At 36.2% G+C, this 977-nt stretch carries 1 protein-coding gene; it reads left to right on the top strand.

Translation table 11 applies throughout. The features are described 5' to 3' along the window. A partial coding sequence (locus tag ABS917_RS18830; protein WP_350480422.1) for a DNA primase occupies positions 1-700 on the top strand: 700 nt, incomplete at its 5' end. Positions 701-977: the final 277 nt, after the last annotated feature.

Genomic DNA, 977 nt, shown 5'->3' with positions numbered 1-977 from the left:
CGAAGCGTCAAATCCAACTACAGCATCTGTTATTCGTTTGGATTTTAAAGCGGTTATAAAACTGCGTATGATTTTGCTATTAAAAGACGAGTATCGTGTCAAAGGATTAAAGCAGCTGTTACGTATTAATAAAGATGGCCATATTATCAAAAAAAGAACTCCTTCCTCAACAGAAGTAGGAATGCCCGATAATATTGAATACAGGCTCAATGCTATGAGCCAAGCACTGGAGCAGATTATGAAGACAGGTTTGTTTAAAATGGAACAAGACGAAGAAACAGAGCAAATGCAGCTAAGTTTAAACAATGATTTCTTCAAAAAGGAAATCAAAGCTCTCCCTCCAAAACCTTCGCAGGGATTGGAGGAGATACAAGAAGCTACAAAAAAACTTGAACATGAAAATGCTGAATTGAAAAAGAAAGTCGAGGAAATCATGGCTTCCAATAAAGAAGATATCGCAATTCGTATTAGAGAAAAGGCAATTGAGCAAATTGTGCTCAACCGTTTGCAAAATGAGGCTGTCCAACAGTACTCGCAACAAAAAAAGACGACCCTTTTCCAAAAACTTTTCCGTTCTGCGCAATTGGAAGTCGATAAAAAGCTATACATCGCTGCATATATTGAAGAAAAGTTTTCCAAACAATTAACTCAAGCTCTTCTTGAATACCATGAACAATCTTTAAGCTATCAAGATGAGTGATTTAAAGCGCTTCCTTCTTTAGGGGAGCGTTTTTAAATTGAAGACGTAAGCATTAATAAGCTGAAAAAATTAAGAAACAATCCTATTCTATTTTTCTCCGTATACACACAGCCTATTATTTCTACTTCATTTCAGGAAACCATTGCAGTTACTATTTTAATAGCCAAAGTTGATTATATTTAAATTCATTAACTTAAATGACAAAAAAACCACTGATTCCTCAGTGGTTTTACATGTGCGAAGCGACGTCCTACTCTCACAGGGGGAAGCCCCCAAC

The organism is Solibacillus sp., assembly GCF_040273735.1.
In the GTDB taxonomy this organism is placed as follows: domain Bacteria; phylum Bacillota; class Bacilli; order Bacillales_A; family Planococcaceae; genus Solibacillus.
This window is presented reverse-complemented; position numbering and strand designations above follow the sequence as displayed.